We start from the raw sequence: 20,836 nt of genomic DNA, 5'->3' as shown, positions 1-20,836 counted from the left end.
GTATGTCGGCCACCCCACCTCTCAAGAATCAGTCAAGGCGTGAGTCGTTTTACGCGTGCATCTTGCACGTGTCGCGTGTCAACCTGCGCGGGCACGGGGTCCGTCGATGTAAACCGAATGTGCGTCCGAATAGCTAACTTCCCCACAAACACAAAAAGCCCCCTGCCGTCCCAATACGTGGGATGACAGGGGGCTTCGATACTGCGCGTCCTACTCCGTCGGCGTCACCTTCCGCCGCGCGCTCTCGCCGACGAGGAGCGGCAGCGCCACGACGCCGACGGCGCCGATCGTCTCCGCCGTGCCGGCGTCGATGGCGGGGAAGACGACCGTCAGGGCGATCACGGCCGACGTCAGGGCCGCGCGGAGTCGCACGGGCTCCTGCGCGGCGAAGATCTGGAGGGCGACGAGGCCGCGGAGGTAGAGGCGGTTGAGGTAGGACCAGAAGCGCTGGGGCATGAGTACCTTTCGTTAGAACTTCATGGCGAAGCGGCGGGACTCCGCGTCGGTGATGTTGTCCGCGATGAACTCCATGTCCTCGTGCAGGTCACTCACGGTGCCAGCATTGAGGACGTAGTACTGCGCGTCCGTCGACGTGAGGGAGTTCTCCGACGCGTGGTCCATCTGCGGAACGCCGGGGCGGTCGATGTAGACCAGGTGGAAGCCCGCACGCTTGAGGGAGGCCGCTTCGTTCGGGTACCTGACGTCGGTGATGACCGCAGGGACGCTCGCGTCGTTGGCCTCCACCACCTTCTTCATGGCGGCGCGGAGCCAGAAGTCCTCGTCGATGTCGCGGACGGCGGCTCCGAGTTCCTGGAGGAAGCGGCGGACCTCAGGAGTGAGATCCTTGCCTCTCTCCCACCCGTAGGTGGTAACGACCTCCGACAGTCGCATGACGAGCCGCTCCTCCTGCCCGGGGCACCTTCGCGGAAACGGGATAGCCGGGTCCACCTTCAGCGCCGCTTCCTTCAGCGCGTCCGCGAATGCGACCCGCCGGTACCCGCGGTTGTCGACGAGCCACTTGCCGGCGGTGTCCTTGCCGGCCCTGGCGCGGCCGATGATGCCGATGTTCATGCGTCCTCATCCCCTCTGCGTCCTGACACCTTGGTTGTGTCGTAATCCGGGGTGGATGTGACGCTGAGGGGTGGAGATTTTTAGGCGGGGGCGATGGTCGTCACGGTGCCGTTGCCGCCCCGGAACTTCAACGCTCCGCCTTCGGCGTAGAGGATGCCGCCGTTGCCCGGCGTTCCCGTGGGGACCGTGAGAACGTTCTTCAGACCGAGCACGAACTTGCCTCCGCCGAAGGGGGCCAGGGTGTCGCCGATGCCGATGTTGTAGAAGGTGGGCCGAAGGCTATTGCTGTACGGGTGGCCTTCGGCGGTCACGCGGAAGTACGTTGCGGGGTCCGTCGATCCAAACGCCGTGAGGGCGTTGCCTGATGTCGGCTGAATGTTCACAGGCCCCGTTGCGGTACCGCCGGCGATGGGCACTGCGCCGACGTCGGAGGCGGTCAGTGTCACCGCTCCCGTCTTGGTGTTGACCGACGTGACGAGATTGCCACTCCCCAGCACAACGCCCGTCGACGGCCATACCCCGCCTGCCTTCGGGCCGTAGAGCGTCACAGCGCCAGAGGTCGTGTCGACGTAGTAGTCACCGTCGACGCCGGTCCCCGTCGCGGGGGCTCCGGTGCCGCTGTAAATCTTCGACCCGTCCTTCCCCGCAGGTCCGGTAACGAGGACGTACTCTCCGTCCGCCGGGTTGGCCGGTGCGATGTCCGCCAGGTCGACGGACGGCGTGGCGGAGGGCAGCACGATGGCGTAAGTGCGCTCTGGCGCCTTGCCCATCTTCTCCGTGACGGTGTACGTCCAGTCCTCCGGCTGCATACCGGGAACGTCGGTGGCGATGAGGCTGACGAAGAAGGCGCCATCGGCGTCCAGCGCCACCGTTGCAGCGCCCGCGCTGATCGTGTCGGCGTCGGGGAAGGTCAGGCGCGCGGGAGGGGTAAAGCTGACCGTCCCCGACAGCGGAGTCCCGTCAGGGCGGATGTATCGGCCCGTGACGGCGACCGTCGCGATGCCTTCGGGGATGGCCATTCATTCTCCTCGTGTGTCGGGACGCCCGATGAGCAGATGTTCGGCGTCGTGGCCGGCCTGCCACTCACGGACGCGTGAGAGGTTTTCGCGGACGTCGTCCATGTCGTCGCGAACGTCGTCGATACGGGCATTGAGCTGCGCCCCGAGGGCCGCGACGGTGTCCGCCACGGCCTCCCGGGTGACGGCCCCCTCCGCCTCCACTGCGCCGCGGGTACGGCGCGTGATGAGGGGGATGAGGGCCGCCACTGCCGCCGCTCCCACGACGCCAAGGGCGCCGATGATGGCGATCAGCACTTCCATGAGGCACTCACGCCTTGACCTTGAAGCCGCGCTTCGCGCCCAACTTCTCCAGCGACGCCTTGCCCGGGATGCCGTCCGCGTCGGAGCCGGAGTAGCCGCAGCGCTGCTGCCACTTGCGGTAAGCCGCGACAGTGGTAGTGCCGAAGGAGCCGTCGGACGCATAGGTCGAGGAGAGGAGGCCCTCCGCCTTCAGGGCCGCCTCGACGACGCGGACGTCGGCCGCGTGAGTCGTTCCGCCCTGCTTCAGGCCCGGGTCACGACGAGCCGCAGCGACGACGTTGGACAGGTCGACGGTCGGCTTTGAAGAGTGCTTCGAGGCGCCGGGCAGGGTACCCAGGAGGCGCTTCAGGGACGACTCGCCGGGGACTCCGTCGGCGTCGCTCCCGCTGTAGCCAAGCTTGCGCTGCCACTTCTGGTAGCTGCGGGTGTCCGCGTCCGTCCAGTTCGGGCCAGGGCCTTCGGAGTAGGCGGAGCAGCCCTGCGCGACGAGAGCCTTGCCGACGGCCGTCACGTGTGAGCCGGAGGCCCCGTATCCGTACTTCAGGCCGTTGATGGTGACCTGGTAGCGGGCGACGGACGAGCCGCCGGAGCTGCCGCCCGACGAGCCTCCCTGCGGGACGCTGCCGCTTCCTCCCGCAGCCGTCAGGATGGCGTTGCGGTCGATGTTGCCCGGGTCCCAGTGGTCGTTGCCCGGGATGTGGCAGTGGCCGTAGTGCCCGCCCCGCGTCGCCCACGTGGTGCGGGGACGGGAGGCGCCGGGAGCGCAGGAGCCGGCGGGCCAGGTGTCCGGAACACCCCACGAGCGGATCGCACGCATGAGGGCCTTGAAGTTCGGGCCGGGCTTCCAGTAGTCGGTGAAGGGCTTGCTGGCGCGGGCCAGTACCTCAATCTGGATACAGACGCGGCCGGTGCGGTTCGTCCTCGTCGACCCGTCGTTCCGCAGAGCACGCGCGCTCTCGTTCAGCGGGCCGTACTGTCCGATGCGGTCAGTGACGGGGTCGTAGAGGATGTGCGGCTCCGACGCCGCGCGGCTGAGGTACGAGCCGACGGCGTTGAAGGCCGCGTCCCCCGCCCCGCTCTCCGTGGTGTGCCAGACGACACGGGGCGGAGCCGACGGGGTGTCCATCGATCCGCCGATGTCGCCGTCCCCCAGCCTCTCCGCTTCCTTGATCCATATTTCACCCATGTGCAGTCCTCTCCAGGGCATGAAAAGCGCCCCGTCGCTGCGGGGCTTCGTCGGTGTGCTGCGGTTAGTCGATGCTGAAGCGGACTCCGTCGAGGGATATCCACTGCGTCTTTGAGTTGAGTTGGCAGGCGAAGTTCATCGACCCGTCAGTACCTACCGAGAGGCGGGCGGAGTGGTAGGTCGTCGCGGTCACCTGGTGCAGGTTCGTGGCGACGGTGAAGTACCGCCATCCCCCCGTCGGCCGCGCCTCCGTTGGGAGCGTTGCGAACTTTGTTTCGTCATTCGTGATGAAGAGCCCGCCGCTTGTCTTCTGGAACGTCCCGCGTAGTTCGACGGTGTTGTTCACGATGCGATAGGCCGGTCCACCCGAACTTGCCGAGTAACTCGACACGAACGTAAAAGGCTTCCACGGCCCGGGGCTCAACGGACGCCAAACGTTGTCGCCGTCTCGCCTGTCCCATCGATCCTCCGCGATTAGGTAGGTGATCATTCCGGGAACGGGCTTTGTGGCACCCGTCAACGCCGCCGAACGCGCGTTGGCGTTGGCGAAACGCATGACGGTCTTCGGCACGATGCCGTCGACTACGGGCTTGAAAGCCTCTTCGATATCCGGTGCGTCGCCCAGGATCGGGTACTGGACCCCCTGAGCGTAGGAGTCATTTCGGGGCATGAGTGTGGCGCCTCCTCCAGCGCTTTACAGGTAGGTCAGGCAAGGGCGCCATCGACGACCCAATTGCCGTCGGAATTGCGCGACACCTTGACGACGTCGTTGACCGCCGGGGCGGAATAGGACTTCAGCCGGCGAACGCCTGTTACAGGGCCGCGGGCGGTGTCTATGTCGAGGGTCCCGTTGGCGTTGACGACGGTCACCTTGGCCAGGAACCACGAGGCGGCACGCTGCTCGACGGTCTGGACTACGAGGCGCTGAACTGCGTCTCTGAGCTGTGCGGAGAGCCTCACGCCGCCTCCTCCTTCCCCCCGCGGAGCGTGATGGAGAAGTCGCCGTCGGCCGTCAGGGGGATGGACAAGGACTGCACGAGGAAACGCTCCTTACGGCCTGCGGTAGAGAGCCGGATAATGTCGTTGCCCTCCAGTGCGGGGTTTGGGAGCGTGTCGAGGGACGTCTCCACGTTCGGCGCTATGGCGTCGTACAGCGCGAAATTCGCGGCATTCTGACAGGCTCCCGCTGTGATCCACAGGGCGGACGAAATGAATTTCGTGACCTTCCCGAATGGGCCGCCCCATCTTGTGGGACTCGTTGGGTCGGTGTCTCTGGCAAAGCCGCTTACCGGAGCCGCTCCCGACGCCGAGTTCTCGCCCGACGCCACAACGGCGTTGTAAACGCCCGTTCGTGAGACAGAACGCGCGGCTGATATGAGCGTTCCGCCTTCTCCCTCCGCGATGTCCCATGCAACGGGGCCGTTTACTACGTCGGGCAGGTCCGCAATCACGAACCGGTTCAGGGCGTCGACATAGATCTCCGCGTTCATCGCGCGAGCGATTTGCGTGATGGCGTCCCAACGATCGTTTCCGGCGTCCCACATCGCAACGGCGAGAACCGGATTACGGTTGCCAGCCGTCAAGTTGGCGACGGCAGCGTTGGGGAGTGTCTGTCGAATGAGCGTCGTCATTGCGTCGACGCAGCCGCCCAATCCGCCTGTGGTGACGGGGGACTGGAACTTGTCGTCGATGATGGAGGACTCCAGCGACGTCCCCGTCACGGTGATGGGGCCGAAGTGGACGTCGCCGGACGGGGCGTCGATGCGGAATGTTCCGAGAGGGACCCATTCCTCGTCGCCATTCGTGTAGCGAATTCCGCGGGACACGACGAGCTGCTGCCCGTACGGCGCGAGGAGGTCGGTTTCGCCCCACGGCAGGAGCTTCGGGTCCGGGATCGTCAGCGAGAGCTTCCGTCGGTTTTTGCTTGCCCGGTCGACGGTTACGGTTCCAGACCCGAAGGGGATGTCCGACTGGACGAGTTGGCCGGCGTAGTAGGCGTCGACCCTGGCGACCACGACGTGTGACGTCGCCAGGGTCCGGAGGAACGTCGAACTGGCGGGGTACATCAGTGCCTCACGCTCCCGTGTAGATGTCGAGCCAGGACGCCTTGCCGAAGAGCACGTCAGCCCAGGTTGCGCCGCTGTCCTTGACGGTCTGCCACGTCCGGTCGGCGCTGCCCACGACGCCGCCGATGGGTCGCTCTGTCTCCGTGAGCGGCAGAGTCCAAGTGCGGTCGTGGAACTCGGCATAATCGGCCATGGGCGCGGCACTGACGTCACCGACGGAGACGTACATGTCGGCCTCGCCCCAGCCAGGTGGCCACTGGAGAAGGAGCACATTCCCGGCGCTTAGGACCCATTCGAGCGCTGCCTTCTCTTCCGTCGTCTCTGTGACGACAGTCAGGTCGCCCGTCTTGCCGCCTCGCACGTCGCTGAGGACGACGGGGAGTCGTCGGCCGTGAACCGTGTTTACTCCCTGCCGTGCCGTCGTGCGCCACGAGGGCATGGGGGTACCGACAGTCACCCGGACACTTCGCTGTGGGAGGCCGGGGTCCTTGAGCCAGACGTCGGTGTCCTCCGCCGGCAGGATCAGAATGTCGGAGGTGTACGACCGCCACGAGGTGTTGGTGTCGGAGGTGATGGTGACGCGCCACGAGACGGGCACCCCAAGGGGTGCTTCGTAGTCCGTGATGACCGCCAGGTCGCCGATTACGGTCTGGTTGATCAGGTCTTCGGACCAGCCGCGGACCGGAGCGCTTCCTCCCTCTCCGTCGAGGCGGACGAGAGACCACTTCCAGGTCGGACCGCCTGAGGACAGCCCGTTGACGACGAGAGCGGCTCCTCCTCCCGGCGCCTCAGTGGCCTGGACAGTGAGCCCCCCAGGGGTTACCTGGATACGGTCCATGTAGAAGGTGTGGCCCGCGGGCACGTCGGTGAGGCTTACGGAAATGCGGAGGGAGACCGCACCTTCCGGCGCGATGTCACCCGACGGTCCGGTGTACCAACCGGTACTGGAGCCGCCCGTGATGACCCACGGTTGCCAGCGGTCCCGCAGGACGGCCCCGTTGACGTCGAGCCACTCAACACGGGTTGTAAAGGGGAGTGCCGCCCCCGGCGAGCGTGTCGGAAACCGAAGTTGGTAGGACTGCCCGGGGATGATCGGGGACACAGGCGTGACGTTGAGGGCGACAGTCAAGTCTCCGCCGTCTGCCGTCACTTTGACTGCGTAGTCGCCGTTGTAGACGTAGTCGGTGCTAAGTGCCAGGGATCCGCCGGTCACCGACCAGCCGACGATGCCTGCGTCTACGTCGCTCTGGGCGTAGGGAACAAGGTTCCCGGGGACGATGGCGGCCGTCAGTTCGAGGAAACGCATTACGTCGCACGCCCACGCCTGCCCTGCGACCGTGGCGGTGGGCGTCAGCGCGAAGCGGGCAGTCGCCGCCCCATCGGGCGCGATGCCCACCGTGTTGCACACCGTCCAGGACGAGCCGCTCAGCGTCCACGGAATGCCAGTGGTGGTGGAGATCTGTGACCCTGAGCCGTCGTACCAGTAGACGGCGGTTTGCATGGGTGGGCTCGCGTTCCGTGCCACCATCTGTGCCATGTAAGTGACGCCCGGAGTTACCGGGACTGCTGGGCCGGCAACGCGAACCACGCCGGGTGCCTGCGACGTCAGGACGAGGCTGTACCAGCCTTCGAAGGCGAACGTCGACTGTCGGCTGATGGTGGCGTTTTCCAGCGCCGACCACTCCGATGCGTCCCCCTCCACACTCGACGCCGTGTAGGGCATCAGGTTGAAGGTCTGGTTGTTGTTCGGAAGCCCGAAGGTGATGCGGTCGACTGCCACCTGAGCGCCGGAGCCCAGACCGGTGACCGTTACGGTGATGGCGGCGTGGGTGGCTCCTGCGGGAGCGGCAGCTGTGATCTGCGGCGGAGGAGTGTTCCAGTCCGTCGTAGTGGTCAACGTCGTGGCGGTGCTGGTGGACGTTGATATCGCCGTCCCGCCGGTCGGAGCGGAGTACCAACTAACTCTGACGGTCGACGTCCGGCCCGCTATCGCGACGAGGTTCACGAAGTAGGCGTATGCCTGGTAGACGGTGCCCGCCGTGACGGCGACGCGGGATGCCGTCGTCGCCGTCACAGTGCCGGCCGTGGACGCTTGCAGCCCCAAGGACGCAGCGCCCGCGTAGAAGCGGGTGGACTTGAAGAGGCTGGTGTTAGCCCCCGCAGTCCACCCGCTCGTGTCCGTCTCCACCGACTCCACATTCGCGCTGAGGAGGTTGGTGGGGACGCTCATCCGCCTTCAGCCCCCCGCTCACCCGGGGTGTACGGGAGAGGCTCTGCGGGCGGGTCCGCCGGAACGGTGCCCCAGTCCATGATGGGCGGGACCTCCACGGTGACCGGTGGCTCTACCGGCTCCGTCGGCACTTCGGGAGTCTCGTCGGCCATATCAGGCCCACCTTCCGTTGTCGAGATCGGTTGCGGTTTCGGAGTCGTAAACGTTGATCTCCGTTCGGACGATGTCGGTGATCTCGCGGTCACCGAGGAACGTCTGTGCGTGCACGACGACGTTCGGCGTCCCGCCGCTCTTCGCGGCACGGATGTCGTTCCACTGGGAACCGGTGAAGACGGGCTCAGGCCGTCCCGTGCCGTTGGCGACGAGGGAAAGGCCCGGCTGGAGGTAGCCGCCGTCGTCGTACCAGTGCGGTGACCTAGCGAGCCACTTGGAGTAGGCAGCCGACGGGGAGCCGTAGTCGGGGCGTCCCTTGATGTACCCCAGCCCCCACCTGACCTGTGTCTTGTAGTTCGTCAGCCAGTCCGCGCCGGCCGACGCCATCTTGCTCGCGGGAAGTGCCTGTGGGATGCCGTAGGCACCAGAGCTGGGATTCTTGGCGTTCCAGCGCCAGTTGGATTCGCCCTGCCACAGCTTCTTCAGGGGGCCGAACTGCGACGAGCCCCAGCCGTAGTTGGAGAGGATGCTCTTCGCGTAGCTCTGTGCAGCTCCCTGCGCCTTGGCGTCGAACCCTCCGCCTCCACTCAAGTACTTCATGGGGTCGACGGCCTTGCCGTTCAGCCTTGCCTCCAAGTGGAGGTGCGGGCCGGTGGTGTTGCCGGTGGCGCCGACGTCACCGATACGGCTGCCGCCGTTGACGCTCTTCGGCACCGTAGTACGCAGACGCGACATGTGCGCGTAGAGCGACTGGAGACCGCCCCCGTGATCGATGATCACGTGCTTTCCGTAGGGGCCGCCTGACGTCGCGAGAGACACGCGGCCGTTGGCCACGGCCTTGACGGGCGTTCCCGTTGCTGCGGGGAAGTCCAGACCGGTGTGATAGCCGGAGGACCACATCGAGCCCGGGACACCGAACTTCGTGCCGATGCCAGCGTTCACGGGCTTCTGCCACTCGCCGCCCCATCCCCCGGTTTCAGAGGTCAGAGCAGACACGGCATCGACGATCTTGTCCTTCAGACCTCCGACCATCTTCCCGGGGATCTTCCCGATGGCCTTGCCCATCTTGGAATCGCCGACACCATCGGTGACCTTGGACAGGATCGGCTTCGTCAGGGTGTTCCAGACCTTCGACGGGTTGAGCATGAGATCTGCTGCCGTCTTAGCCCAGTCGATGCCCTTGCCGACGACGTCGGAGACCTTGTCCTTCGTCCAGTCCCAGGCACCGCCGATGATGCCGCCGTCTTCGAGGAGCTGAGTTCCCGCTTGCTGATGCAGAGCGAGAGCACGGGATCGGTACTTCGGGTCCGTCGGAATTACGAATTCGGGGTACCGCGGGTCGCCTTCACCGACAATGGCCGTCGGCTTGTTGACCTTCATCGGGACTGCTACGCCCCAGCCGCTTCCGACGGTTCCGCCGGCTTCGAGGAGCTTAGGGCCCGGGGGTAGGTGGTCAAGATGGACGAAGTCCGCCACCTTGTCCCATACCGCCTTGATGCCCTTCGTGTAAACCCATTCGATGATGAAGTTTACGGGCCCCTTGGCGATGTCCTTGATCTTGTCCCAGGCGACTCCGATAGCCTTCTTCGCCGCCTCGAACGCGTCACCGACAAGGGCGACGCCATCCTTGATCGTCTCGAAGGCCGGGCTGAGTCCCTTGTCCCACAGCCAATCTGTCTTTTCGGCTATCCAGTCGGCGATCGGCTTCACGCTGTGGTTGTAGAGCCACTGGAATTTTTCGCCGACCCATTGGACGCCATCCCAGATCCACTGAAAAGCGGGTTGAAGGGCGTGCTCCCAGAGCCACTTCGCCTTTTCGGCAATCCAATCGGCTGACGGCTTTATAGCGTGGTCGTAGAGCCAGACGAACTTGTCGCCGACCCACTGGACACCGTCCCAGATGGACTTGAAGAACGGCTGAAGGACGGTCTCCCACAGCAGCGTCGACGCGGCGGAAATATTGTCCCACGACGGCTTGAAGCAATCAGTCCACAACCACATGGCGATCGCTCCGACGAGCTGAATCGCCAGCCAGATGGGCGTCAGGACGGCCGTCACGATGATAGCGAAGGCGAGCTTCGCGGCGAAGACGATGCCGTCCCAGACAGGCTTGAACACTTCCTGCCAGAGCCACATGGCCTTGTCGCCGACCCACTTCAGCCCGCCCCATATTCCGTCGAAGGCGGGCTTGAGAACCTTGGTCCATGCGAAGTCCGTTGCTACCTGGATTCCCTCCCAGGCACCCTTGACGATGTCACGGAACCACTCGAAGTGATCCCAGGCGTACTTGACGCCCAGGGCAAGGAGGACGAGTCCGGTGATGACGCGTCCGATGGGGCTCATGGCCATCGCGAGCGCCCATAGCTTTGTGGCCACGAACAGGCCGTAGAGAAGCTGGATAGCCCACGGAGCATGCTCCGCCACGTAGCTGATTCCGTCGGACGCGTTGCTCAGGGTTTCGAGGAAGATCTTCGAGAACGGCTTCAGTGCGCTGCCAAGGCCAAGTAGCGCTTCCGCTATATCCCCGAAAGCCTCCGACGCCAGTGGCGCCGTCTCCTTGACGTAGTCAAGGAACTTCTCGAACCCCTCGGAGCCCTTGAGGCTCGTCCCCCAGTCAGCGAACCGCTTCGTGATCTTCTGCATGCGCTCCGATATGGAGTCCATGTGGGGGAAGAATGCTTCGAGGATTCCCGCCATGCCCTTGAAGACATTGCCGAAGGAGACGCCGAGACCCTCGATAGCTGGCTTTGCAGAGTCGGCTATCCCGTCACGGAATCGCTTCCAGAATGGATCGCCCTTCAGGTCCGCGGAGGCCCGGTCCATGAGGGTCTGAATGCCGTCGGCCGCGCCCTTGACGAGTGGCGTCAGGCCCGGCAGCGCCTTCTTCGCCCCGTTGACGCCCCGCGTGAAGATCGGGAGCGTCTCCGGCTGGAGGGAGGCGGACCACTCCTTGAAGGCGGGGATCAGTCCGTCAGGGCCGGCAATCGAGTCGTACAGGTCTCGTTGTTCAGGCGTCAGCTTCGCGAGTGCCTCGCGGTACTCGTCCGCCTTCGTGATCGCCTTCGCGGTCGTGTCGATGGACGAGAGCCGGGCCGACTCGACACCGCGCTCCGCAGCCTCGATGGACTCCGCAGCCTGGACCTGAGTGTCAGCCACACCGCTGACGGCGTCCGAGAGCGCACGCTGTGCGTCGGCGACTGCTTGAGCTGACTCAACCTGCGTCCTGGCGGCATCCTTCTGAGCGTCGGCTACGGCCTCCGCCTGGTCGCGCACGTTGCCCTGAGCGTCAGCAACGGCCTGAGTCTTGTCTACGACGCCTTGCTGGGCTTCCGAGAGCGCTTCCGCTGCGCGCTTGACGTCCTCGTTGCCGTCGACGCCGGCCTTCTTCGCCGCCTCCGCGTCCTTCTGAAGCTGCGCGAAGTCCTTCTTCTGCTGCTCTGCCGCCTGAACCGATTGGTCGTAGGCAAGCTGGGCACGCTGGAGCTGGAGGTCCGTGGCCTTGCCGGCGTCGTACTCCCGCTGTACGCGGTTGAGTTCCTCCTGCGCCTCCTGGACGCGGAGCGTGGCGTCACGCTCATCGAGTGAGCCGCGCTCCAGTTGGTCGTTCAGGTCGGACAGTTGCCGCGCGGCGTCGGCACGGGCGTCGGTGAGTGACTGCTGTGCCCGCTGGGCATCCCTCTGAGCGTCGGCGAGGGACCGTTCTGCTTGCTCAACGCCCCGATTGGCGTCGACGAGCGACCGCTCCGCACGCTCCACGGCCTTCGCGGCTTGCTCGCGCTGCTGCATGGCACGCGCGGCAGCCTGGCCCAGGGCTCGTTCGGCGTCCTCCACCTGGCGGTTGGCCTGAGCGATGGAGCGCGCGGCGTTGCGGTGGGCGGACGCTAGGGATTCCTGTGCTGACGCCATCTGAAGGGCTTGCTGAGCGGCCCGGACGCTAGCTGCCGCAGAGTTGTCCGACGCTGAGGCCGACTCCTTGTCCGCGGCGGTCTTCGCCTGAATGACGCTGGTGACGCCCTTGATAGCAGGGATTGCCGCCAGGGCGAACGCCCCGACGGAAGCGGCTGCCACAGTGGCGGCCGATGCGATGGCTCCGATGCCGGCGGCTGCGATGGGAAGCAGCGGAGCGGCAGTGACGAGGCCGATGGCGATGGCGAGTTGAAGCAGGGCGGCATGCGCCTGCGCGGTGTTGGCGTGGACGCGGATGCGGACGTCGTCGCGGTCCAGGTCGTTGACCTGGTGCTGGACGGCTGCGAGACGCGCCTCCGCTGCTGCTGCGTCGACTCGAACGTCTACCGTCGGCGTCCGCCCGCGGAGACGGTCGATCATCAGGTTCAGGTTCGTAATGGCGGCTCGTGCACGGCCCGTGTCGACGTCGACCGTGGCCCGCTGGGCGGAGAGCGCCCGAAGCCGGGCCTGAACCTCGTTAACCTGTGCAAGCGCTGTAGCGGCGTCAATGTCGACGCCGATCTTCAGGTCTCGCATCGCCGTCAGGCGGGCACGCAGGGCGGCTATCTCCCGTTGCGCTTCCGACGTGTCGGCGTCGATGTTGATGTTGGGGAGGCTCGCCTCTGCCTCCCGCACCGCAGCACGGATGCGGGCGCCTAGCGCACCATCCGTCTCGATCCGGATGCGTGCGGGGTCTGCCGTAGCGGCGTCGACCTCTTCCCGGAACGCTGCCAGGGCGGCACGTGCGGCGGCAGTGTCGACGCGGACGGCCACGTTGGGGTGGGCGGCTCCCAGGCGACGGAGTTCCGCCTCCAGCTCCTCCACCTTGGCGCGGGCAGTCTCGGCGTCGATGTCGATGCCGATGCGCTTGTTGGAGAGCTGCTCCAGCTTGGCCCGGATCCGGGCAAGTTCGGCGTCGACGCCGGTATCACTCAGCTTGACGTCGAGTTTGGGCATGGAGCGGAACGCTTGCTCCAACTTTGCGCGGAGAGAGCGGGCGAACGAGCCACCCGTGTTGTTGCCCTGGCGGGTGGCTGCCACAGTCGCGGCCTTGCCACCCGACGTAATGGCGTCGGGGATGGATACGACGATCTTGCGAGAGATGGCGTCGCCCATCTTCTCGCCCGCGTCCTCCCCGACCTTAGTGGCGATGGGGAGGACGAGCGCCTTCAGGCGGGTGTGGAGCATCGGCGCGACGGGGACGACGTCGACACCGACCACACCGACGATGTCCGTGCTGCCGGCCATGCTTACTCCTTCGGCTGGGTTCTCAGCCGCGGATCAAGGGCGGCTCGCTGCTCGTCGCTCAGACGGCGGTACGTCTTCTGTCGCTTCGGCGGGACGCCGGGACGCGGGGTTGGGGTGAACTCGCCGGGCTTGCCGCCGTTGACGGCGATCAGGGTGTGCCGGAGGCGAGTGATCTCGTCCTTCACCTGCGCAAGCAGCGTCTCTGCGCCGCTCCACGGAGAGAGGTCGGGGCGGTAGTCGTCCGTCGCCTCCGCCATCTGCTCTGGAGTGATCGAGTTGCGGATGGCTGTCTTCGTCGCGCTCTCCGGGGGCAGATGTTCGATCCACACCCGGAGCGTGCGCAGGGACATCCGTCCGCGGTAGACGTCGTGGACGGTCCAGCCCGGGTAGTACCGCGGGATGTCAGCCTCTAGCGCTTCCGCGTGCTGCGCGAGGATCGAGCACGTGCGCTCGACTTTCCCACCGGCTCGCCGACGGCTTCGCCCGCCTGGCCGACGAAGTCGAAGATCTCGGAGAAGGTGGCGTCGATCTCGATGAAGGTCTGCACGTCGTCCTCGTGGAGGACACCGGCTGCCCAGGTGTCGAAGTCGGACTGTCGCAGGGCTCGCATGTGCGAGGGGCGCCAGTGGAGCGCGCTCTTCACGCGCAGTTCCGTGCCGCACAGTTCGGCCGTGGCGTACTCCTCCGTCGCCTCGATCTCCTGCGCCTCAGCGGGGATGGTTTCAGACATGCGCGGGTCTCCTAGGTCGTTGCGTAAAACGTTGTGCGCGGGTCTGGAATGAAGCGGGGCCCGGACCCGCGCAGATACGGGCCCCGCTAGTAACTTACGGAGTGGTCGGGAAGAAGCCCGAGACGTCCACGCTGCCGTAGTCGATCAGCTTCGTCACGGCCGCAGCGTTCGCCGCACCCTTGTAGAAGCGCATGGTCATCTGGACCGACATGACGTCCTCGGTCTGGGGCTGCTCGTCGCCCCTCTCGACGACCTTCCCGTTCGGCATGTAATAGCGCATCTTCTTGTCACCGTCGATGGTGTCGAAGAGGAAGGCAAACCGCAGGTCCGCGGGCTTGTCGGGGAGATCGTAGGTCGCGATGCCGGTCGTGGTCTCCGGCTTCAGGCTCGCGACGGGGACGTTGTCGTAGAGCGACCGGACGAGGGGGTTCAGGCCCTCCAGGAAGGTGACCTGAAGCGACTTCGTCGACCGGGTCATCAGAGTCCGGATCGGCTCCAGGCTCCCGGCTGCGTTGACGTCCTGGCTCTCCTCCTCGATCGTGAAGGTGCCGCCGTCGGTGGTGACCCAGCCCAGGCACTGCCAAGGGGTCGCCGGGTCGGCGAAGTCGGTCGGAGCCGTGGCGTTCAGAGCCGCCATGTGAACCAGGTAGTCAGTTGCGCCGAAAGTGAGATCGGCGTTGCGGGTGTCCGCCATGTGCCCTCCAGGGCATGCGAGAGACCCGCAGCGCCCCAAGGACGGCGGGTCGGAGTGTCAGTGGTTTACGCGCCCCGGAAGGACACGGTGTAGGTGGCGCCCCGTCGGTGGATCGACTCGTTCGTCCACGGCTGCCGGGAGGGGCCGGAGTCGCACCGGACGGAGCGGATAACTGCGCCGTTCACCGGGCCGCGGAGGAAGAGCAGCGCGTCACGGAGACTGTTCGCCAGGGTCCGCGCCTCGTCCGCCGTGGCGGCGAAGACGTCGACAAACACCCGGGGGTGGCCCGTGAAGCGTTCGTCGTAACCGCCGGCTCGCTCGATGCGGATACGGGGGAGCTTCTTCTCCAACTCCGGCGGCGTCTCCGCACCGGCCTTGACGCCCGTCGTTGCCTCTGCCCAAGGGTTCAGGACGGCTTCGATGTCAGCCACGGTGGGCCGCCTTGAACTCGTCGACTGTCTTATGGACGACGGCGTATCGAGGCGTGTTGCCGTTGCCGTACTCGACGTGTCGGGCGTGGTCGCTCACGTTGATCAGCCGCGCACCGGCACGCATGCGGGGCTTGCCCTCGAACGGGATATTCAGGAAGACGGGGACGACGTCGAAGGAGCGAGAGTATTCGCCGGTCTCCCGGGGCGACTGCGCCTCCGCGGCTGCCTTCATGTCGACTGCTACCTTGCGGGCGGCGCGCTGAAGCCAAGGACGCTGGAACATGGTTCCGATGCCGGAATACCGGCCACGGTAGAAGGAACGTGAGGTGTGGGACGTCATCCGCTCACCCGCCTTACGAAGATCTCCACCCGGGCCAAGGACGTATAGGGAAGGACAAGGGGCTCACCTTCCGCTAGCCAGACCTCGTCACCCCGGAGGATCTCGTCTGCCGGCCGGACGTCGGTGCCGAGAGGAGCCGCGAAGACGCGCCGGGTCTCAATGACCGTCGACGCGTCGTGCGTCTCCGTCGAGCTGCCAACCGTCACGCCGTAGGGGCTCATGATCGCGCTGTTCTCGACGGTGATCAGGACGGGCGGGCCAGGGGTTTCGGACCCCGTGGAGTCCCGTACCGGCTCACCGGGCCGCTTGATGGTGAGCGTCTCCGACATGACCTGAGCTATCAGGCTCACTGCGCCCTCCAGACCCGGACCGGCGGACAGTAGTCCTCCGGAGCGATGTCCAGGGACGAGGCCCCAGCCGCCATGCCGACGGCCCGTCGGAGCCGCTTCCGCTCGTCCTCCGAGAGCATGACGCCCGTCTCGGAGTCGGCGTAGCTGATCAGCATGCCGCCCGCTTGCTCACTGCGGACCCCGGCGGGGTTCGTCAGGATGCGGGCAGCAACGGCCAGGGCGACCGACTTCACTCCGCGCTGAGGCGGGTCCGTCAGCCGCTCCCCTACCTCACCGTAGAACGCATCTGCGGTGAGGTCGTGAGCGAGCGTGCACTCGTCGGCCGTCAGCGGGCGCGTCAGGAGCGTACGAAGTTCGGTCTCACTGAACAGTGCCACTGCCGCCCGCCTTCCGCCGTGGCGCAGCACGCTTCGCAGCGGGCTTCGCCGGCGGGGCGGGTTCCGTGAGTCGTTCGACGGACGGCGCCTCCGCCCACGCCTTCGGGTTGGTGATGAGGGCCTGAGCCCACGTCGGGACCTCGTCCGCGGGGCCGAAGACGTGGGTCACGCCCTTGTCGTCCGTCACGTGGACGTTCGTTGCCAGGGTGGCCATGTGTCAGTGCCTCGCGTTTCTGGTCAGAGGACGTCGGCGACGAAGGTCAGGTCGGGAGCCGCCACGACGGGAAGCGCGATGGCGGTAGCGCGAGTCCACACGGTCTGTGGGTCCTCACTCTTGTAGCCGCCAACGGCGATGCCTGCCGCGTCACCGGCCAGGCCGTACCGCGGGTCGTTCGCCTCCACCGGCACGCCCCACAGGGTCTTACCGGCCGCGTCGCCCTGCTCAGGCAGGAAGAGGAGCTTGTCCTCCGGGGTCACGCGAGTGGCCACGCCACCAACGGACACCTTGGCGTCGTAGATCTCGATGGGCGGGATGTCGTACTGACCGAGGACAGCGTTCAGGCCCTCACGAGTGAGGACGCCCGGAGCGGAGGCGGAGCCGGCGAAGGCAAGTTCCCGGATCTGCTTGTTCTTCCGAAGCTGATTGTAGATCTTCCGCGACATGAGCGTGTAAGCCGGGAGGCCGCCGTTCGTGTCGTTGTAGACCTCCAGCCACGCCTGAAGGTCGTCGTAGGCGGTCGCGGTCTCCGTGTTCGTCCACGCCGTGGTGGGGGCGACAGAGTGCGACGCCGACCGACCGAAGTCCACGGACGCCTGAACGCCGTTCTCGTTCAGGGTGACGGAAGCGTTGAAAAGAGCTTGCCCGCGGGCAAGCTCCAGGCGGGCCGCGATCTGGGCGACGAGCTTCACGGAGTCGGACTCCATGGCGTCACGGATCTCGGCGTTCTGCGTGTCGACGTTCCGCATGCGGATCTGCTCGTACTCGCCGACGGGCATCTTCCGCGAGATGGGCGGCAGCTCGCCGCTTACCCGGGTCCCGCCGGAGCGGGTCGCGATGTCCGACTCAGCGTCGAAGGCGCGGAAGTTCGCCGCCTCCGTCAGCCCGCCTCCGCCCCGGTTGAACCGGAACGTCAGGTCGTTGATGGTCTCGTTGGGGAGCCAACGGTTCAGGTTGAGCGCGTTCTCCTCGCGGAACCGGAGCGCCTCGCGGGCGTAGCCGGTGAGTTCCGCGGGAGTCGCGTACTCAGTGATGAGCTGCATGTATCAGGGCCTCTCAGACGAAGATGATGCGGCCGGCGACGTCGGTCTTTCCGGCAGCGTCGACGGCGACAGGGAGCTTCGCCTCGCGGATGAAGCAGTGGATGAGCATCGAGCCGACGACGGAGGTTGAGGCGACCTGGCGGGCGTCAACGTCCTGCGCGGTGAAGAGGAAGCCCACGAGGGTCTGCCGGCCATCGGTCGCGGTGTCGTCGTAGGGCCCGTACTTGCCGCCGGCCGTGATCTTGCCGAGCGGGATACCCGACTTGACGTAGCCGTCCGGGTAGTGGGTCGCCTTCGTGAACTTCGAGACGTCGAGGGTCACGGAGACGGGGGCGTCGGTGCCGTGAGCGGACCCCAGCCAATCCCGGCGGTCCTGAGTGAAAGACTCAACCTTCAGGTTGAGGTCCATGTGTCCTCCAAGAGGTGGTGGTTACTTGCCGTGCTTCTGGCGGAAGCGCTCAGCGCCCGTCGACACGCCGCCGGAGTTGCCGACGTCGCCTCCCCGGTTGCCACCAGAGCGCGGGGGCGGGGTGCTGCCTCCGGACGTACCGAACTCCGCCTTCAGGGCGTCGGCGTCGGCCTCCAGCTCCTCCTTCGTGGAGCCCCGGAGACGGGAAGCCTGCGAAGTAGTCAGGCCCTTGTCTGCGGCGACCTCCAGGAGGAGTGCCTTGCGGGCAGCTTCGTCCCGCTCTGCCTTCGCGGTAGCGGCCTCTGCGGCGGCCTCGTCGCGCTCCTTCTGGAGTCGCTCTGTCTCCGACAGGTCCGCGGCCTTGCGGGTGTTCAGCTCCGCCTCAGCCGCCCGGAGGCGCTCCAACTCCGCAGTGTCAGGGGCCGACTTCGCAGCCGCCTCGTGCTTGCGGGCGTGGTGCTTCCAGTAGGCAACCTGGTGTTCCGCCGTCATTTCGGCCGTCGGAGTGTTGTCCGGGTAGCCGTGTTCGTTGACGACCACCGTGTTGCCGCCTCCGCCACCTCCCCCACCGGCACCCGGGTCGTCCTCGTAGAGGGTCCACGGCTCGTGGGCCAGGGTCAGGAGGCTGGTACGGCGCGCAAGAGTGCGTCGAGGCATGCGGTATCCCCTGTCGGGAGTCGTCAGCCCGTGTCGGGCGTCAGGTCGGAAGTTTGATGTCGTCGGGCCCGGTGAACCGTTGGCCCTTGAAGCCCAGAACGGGCCCCATCTCGCCGTGGTCGTTGGCGACGATGATCTTTCGGTAGTCGACCGCTCGTCCTCCGCGGTCCGACTTGCCCACAGCCTCCGCAACGAGGTCGTGGAGGCGTTCTAGCGTGTCCTCGTCGATGATCTGGCCCGGGTCGTAGTCGGCGGTGACCGTCTTGGGGATGCAGTCACACCCGGGATGGATCGGCTGAAGGTTCTTTTTGTGGTAGCGCTGCGTCGAGGCGATGATGCAGAGTGCGCAGTCGTACTCGCCGTACAGTTCGCGAACGGTGTACTCGAACTTGGGCATCTCGTCAGCCACCTGCCGCACCGTGTGCGTGCGGGCTAGCTGGAGATCCGTTTTGATCGTGACGTTCAGCCGGTTAGCGCCCCGGTCGACGGCCTCATCAAGGTCAGCCCCGTTCCCCAGGGCGGCACGCAGCTCCTTGAAGGGGCGGTCGTAGACGTCGGCGGGGTTGACGCCGCGGAGTGCTGTACCTGTCACCTCGTCGAGGTCCAGGGTCACCCGGCGTGCCCCGCCGTCCACATCCTTATAGAGCTGTTCGAGGTAGGACGCCGTCAGCGTCGCTACCCGGCGTTCGCCGGCCAGGATGATGGGGAGGACTTGGCTCCTGAAGCCTTCGGCGTCGTCATCACGCCAGGAGCCCAGGTCCCGGAAGGCCCGGTTCGTCCTCCCCAGGACCGTCGTCCAAACTCCGCGGACGGCGGAGCCGTAGCGACGGTCAAGCAGCGTTAGCGCCATCGTCCTCCGCCTCTCGACTGATCACCGTGCGCTGGTCACGCCGGGCGCGAGCGTCGTCGAGAGGGGCCGGAGGCGGCGCAGTCGGATCGGTCGCCGTCTGAGCGTTCATGGCGTCGGCCGCACGGTCGATCTCCATGCGGGAGATCTGCGCCGGGGTGTAGCCCATGTCTTCCATGCGCTGACGCCACGGAACGCCGGCAGCTTCCTTCTTCACTGCCGCATCGGCCATCTCTGCGATGGAGCGCGACTCCGGGTCACGCCACAGGGTCTCAGCGGTGAAGGTGGTCGCCTTCACCTCGTCGCCTAGGACTCGAAAGGCCAGGCGCATGGTCTGCTCCCAGGACTCACCAAAGGATCGCTGACGGTCCCGCACCTTGCTGATGAGGCCCGTCTCAGCGGCCTTCAGGGCGTCACCAGAAACGTTGACGACGGCCCCGATCAAATAATGCGGGGGCGTTCTGGAGATGGCGGCGAGATCCTGTACAGCCGCTTGTACGGCTGCCACATAGGGCTTCAGGTCCGTCGCAGCAAACTCACCGAACTCGACTTCGGAGTCGTCCGTCGTCCACAGGCGCCGGATGTCGAGCTGGAAGGGCTCGATAGGCTTGCCTGTGACGGGGTCTTCCCCAACCTCCAGGCCCGCGGCCCAACGCTGCCGGAAGGCGCCGTACTTCATGGCGGCCATGAGGTTGATCAGGCTGAGGTTGATGCGGTTCTGGATACTGAGGACGTCTTCGTGCTCCGCAAAGCCCGTCAGGCGCCGGTTGCGTCGGTTGATGAACGGGATGAGCGGGACTATGTCGAGTACGTTGCGCCGCTCGCCGTCCGTGGAGTTGGGGACAACAAACGCGTCCCAGCCGCGGAGGCTCGCAGCACGGCCGGAGAAAGTCACGAGATCCGACGTCGACATGAAGTCGTAGATCCGCGCTGGAGTCCACAGAGTGGCCCGGGTGTTCCCGGTCCAGTCATCCCGCCAGAGCTTCAGACCGGCCGCTAGCTTCCGTCGGCTTCCCTGGACGTGCTCCACGGCCACCTGACGGGGCGTCTCGTGGGTGATCACGGGGCGACCGTCGTCACCACTCTCGACAAGGGCGAAGGCTCGTCGCTGCGAGAGGGCGCCGTAATGGATCAGGTCTGCGTCCGCATCGAGGCTGTTCTCCTGCCAGATGCGGTTAGCCTCTGTGTCCGCCTTGCGGGCGTCTTCGCTGTCGTCGTCAGGGGCGCCAAAGCGGAACCCGTCGACGTGCATGCGCTCCGTCGGCGAGTCCAGAACAAGCGCAGTCCAGTTGGTGCGGGCGTCCTTCATCCACTCGCGTGCTTCGCGCGGGTCGACACCCAGGACATGCGGGACTGGCGGGCGCCCTTCGGCGAAGTCGCGGAGGGTGTCCAGTCCCGGGGTCGTCTCGCCGTGGGCGTCGGTGTCGTCCTCCCGCTCATCGAGAAGCTTCTTACCGAGACGCTGAAGCCACCAACCGGGAGACTCCACCTTCGATGCATCGACAGGCATTCACGGACCTCCC

22 protein-coding genes are annotated in these 20,836 nt (G+C 66.1%); all 22 read right to left on the bottom strand.

The window, feature by feature from the left end; all coding sequences use genetic code 11:
* Positions 1 to 210: 210 nt before the first annotated feature.
* The gene (locus BZZ08_RS17420) at positions 211 to 456 is read right to left on the bottom strand and encodes a hypothetical protein (protein WP_104633152.1); all 246 of its coding nucleotides are present in this window, start codon (positions 454 to 456) and stop codon (positions 211 to 213) included.
* A gap of 12 nt (positions 457 to 468) precedes the next feature.
* Positions 469 to 1,071 carry a deoxynucleotide monophosphate kinase family protein gene (locus BZZ08_RS17415; RefSeq protein ID WP_104633151.1) on the bottom strand — a complete coding sequence of 201 codons (603 nt, stop codon included), beginning with the start codon at positions 1,069 to 1,071 and terminating at the stop codon, positions 469 to 471.
* An 80-nt stretch (positions 1,072 to 1,151) separates the two neighbouring features.
* Positions 1,152 to 2,090 (bottom strand): hypothetical protein, encoded by a 939-nt coding sequence (locus BZZ08_RS39570; RefSeq protein WP_104633150.1) that lies wholly within the window; start codon positions 2,088 to 2,090, stop codon positions 1,152 to 1,154.
* Complete coding sequence (locus BZZ08_RS17405) at positions 2,091 to 2,390, bottom strand: hypothetical protein (protein WP_104633149.1); 300 nt, start codon at positions 2,388 to 2,390, stop codon at positions 2,091 to 2,093.
* Between the two features lie 7 nt (positions 2,391 to 2,397).
* A complete protein-coding gene (locus tag BZZ08_RS17400; protein ID WP_104633148.1) occupies positions 2,398 to 3,576 on the bottom strand; it encodes a peptidoglycan-binding protein in 1,179 nt (392 codons plus the stop codon).
* A 64-nt stretch (positions 3,577 to 3,640) separates the two neighbouring features.
* Complete coding sequence (locus BZZ08_RS17395) at positions 3,641 to 4,246, bottom strand: hypothetical protein (RefSeq protein WP_104633147.1); 606 nt, start codon at positions 4,244 to 4,246, stop codon at positions 3,641 to 3,643.
* Between the two features lie 35 nt (positions 4,247 to 4,281).
* Positions 4,282 to 4,536 (bottom strand): hypothetical protein, encoded by a 255-nt coding sequence (locus tag BZZ08_RS17390; protein WP_104633146.1) that lies wholly within the window; start codon positions 4,534 to 4,536, stop codon positions 4,282 to 4,284.
* A complete protein-coding gene (locus BZZ08_RS17385; protein WP_104633145.1) occupies positions 4,533 to 5,642 on the bottom strand; it encodes a DUF5047 domain-containing protein in 1,110 nt (369 codons plus the stop codon). Before BZZ08_RS17385 ends, BZZ08_RS17390 begins: the two co-directional genes overlap by 4 nt.
* Positions 5,643 to 5,649: 7 nt before the next feature.
* Positions 5,650 to 7,872: a hypothetical protein gene (locus BZZ08_RS17380; protein ID WP_104633144.1), complete on the bottom strand. Its 2,223-nt coding sequence runs from the start codon at positions 7,870 to 7,872 to the stop codon at positions 5,650 to 5,652.
* Positions 7,873 to 8,025: 153 nt separating this feature from the next.
* Positions 8,026 to 13,218, bottom strand: a complete 5,193-nt coding sequence (locus tag BZZ08_RS17375; protein ID WP_104633143.1) for an aggregation-promoting factor C-terminal-like domain-containing protein — start codon at positions 13,216 to 13,218, stop codon at positions 8,026 to 8,028.
* A gap of 2 nt (positions 13,219 to 13,220) precedes the next feature.
* Complete coding sequence (locus BZZ08_RS17370; protein WP_198601543.1) at positions 13,221 to 13,568, bottom strand: hypothetical protein; 348 nt, start codon at positions 13,566 to 13,568, stop codon at positions 13,221 to 13,223.
* Between the two features lie 59 nt (positions 13,569 to 13,627).
* Entirely contained in the window at positions 13,628 to 13,948 is a 321-nt protein-coding gene (locus tag BZZ08_RS17365; protein ID WP_104633142.1) for a hypothetical protein, read from the bottom strand.
* Between the two features lie 94 nt (positions 13,949 to 14,042).
* On the bottom strand, positions 14,043 to 14,585 hold the full coding sequence (locus BZZ08_RS17360; protein ID WP_241965498.1) for a phage tail tube protein: 543 nt from the start codon (positions 14,583 to 14,585) through the stop codon (positions 14,043 to 14,045).
* Positions 14,586 to 14,707: 122 nt separating this feature from the next.
* Positions 14,708 to 15,073 (bottom strand): hypothetical protein, encoded by a 366-nt coding sequence (locus tag BZZ08_RS17355; RefSeq protein WP_104633140.1) that lies wholly within the window; start codon positions 15,071 to 15,073, stop codon positions 14,708 to 14,710.
* Positions 15,066 to 15,413, bottom strand: a complete 348-nt coding sequence (locus BZZ08_RS17350; protein ID WP_104633139.1) for an HK97 gp10 family phage protein — start codon at positions 15,411 to 15,413, stop codon at positions 15,066 to 15,068. Before BZZ08_RS17350 ends, BZZ08_RS17355 begins: the two co-directional genes overlap by 8 nt.
* Positions 15,410 to 15,742, bottom strand: a complete 333-nt coding sequence (locus BZZ08_RS17345; RefSeq protein WP_241965497.1) for a hypothetical protein — start codon at positions 15,740 to 15,742, stop codon at positions 15,410 to 15,412. The genes BZZ08_RS17350 and BZZ08_RS17345 overlap by 4 nt, the downstream gene beginning before the upstream one ends.
* Positions 15,743 to 15,759: 17 nt before the next feature.
* Positions 15,760 to 16,140 carry a hypothetical protein gene (locus BZZ08_RS17340; protein ID WP_241965496.1) on the bottom strand — a complete coding sequence of 127 codons (381 nt, stop codon included), beginning with the start codon at positions 16,138 to 16,140 and terminating at the stop codon, positions 15,760 to 15,762.
* Positions 16,141 to 16,377: 237 nt separating this feature from the next.
* A complete protein-coding gene (locus tag BZZ08_RS17330) occupies positions 16,378 to 17,400 on the bottom strand; it encodes a major capsid protein (protein WP_104633136.1) in 1,023 nt (340 codons plus the stop codon).
* 13 nt (positions 17,401 to 17,413) lie between these two features.
* Positions 17,414 to 17,809, bottom strand: coding sequence for a head decoration protein (locus BZZ08_RS17325; protein ID WP_104633135.1), 396 nt, complete (start codon positions 17,807 to 17,809; stop codon positions 17,414 to 17,416).
* A 21-nt stretch (positions 17,810 to 17,830) separates the two neighbouring features.
* Complete coding sequence (locus tag BZZ08_RS17320; protein WP_107491002.1) at positions 17,831 to 18,466, bottom strand: DUF4355 domain-containing protein; 636 nt, start codon at positions 18,464 to 18,466, stop codon at positions 17,831 to 17,833.
* A gap of 40 nt (positions 18,467 to 18,506) precedes the next feature.
* Positions 18,507 to 19,316 carry a hypothetical protein gene (locus tag BZZ08_RS17315; protein WP_104633134.1) on the bottom strand — a complete coding sequence of 270 codons (810 nt, stop codon included), beginning with the start codon at positions 19,314 to 19,316 and terminating at the stop codon, positions 18,507 to 18,509.
* A complete protein-coding gene (locus BZZ08_RS17310) occupies positions 19,297 to 20,823 on the bottom strand; it encodes a phage portal protein (protein WP_104633133.1) in 1,527 nt (508 codons plus the stop codon). Before BZZ08_RS17310 ends, BZZ08_RS17315 begins: the two co-directional genes overlap by 20 nt.
* Positions 20,824 to 20,836: the final 13 nt, after the last annotated feature.

The organism is Streptomyces sp. MH60 (assembly GCF_002939385.1).
GTDB lineage: Bacteria > Actinomycetota > Actinomycetes > Streptomycetales > Streptomycetaceae > Streptomyces.
Note: the sequence above shows the minus strand (reverse complement) of the source record. Positions and strands in the feature narration are given on the sequence as shown.